Annotated in this window: 1 pseudogene; it reads left to right on the forward strand. The window is 61.6% G+C overall.

Features of this window, described 5'->3' with window-relative positions:
- Positions 1–261 (forward strand): annotated as a pseudogene (locus ACYP5B_RS51435) (ATPase); the annotation flags it as partial.
- Positions 262–281: the final 20 nt, after the last annotated feature.

The following is a 281-nucleotide window of genomic DNA, read 5'->3' on the forward strand; positions in this document are numbered from 1 at the left end:
ATTGTGTTTGAGCCGACGGTCACGCTGCCATCGTTGAGCCTCACGGTCGAGGCCTATTCTCGCTTCTCGATGCGCGTGCTGGGCGTGCTGGCCAAGTTCGACCGCACGATGGATCAGTTCGACTTCATGGTGTGGAATGGCATTCGCGACCAGACCGACATCAACGACGAGGTGGCACGCTTCCTGCGCAGCTTCCACCCGCTCGGCCTGCGCAGCTACACGACCCACCTGAAGCTGATGACCACAGTGCGCGGCGTCTGAACGTTACGTGCCGCCCCTCT

It is taken from the genome of Cupriavidus sp. 8B (assembly GCF_054589115.1).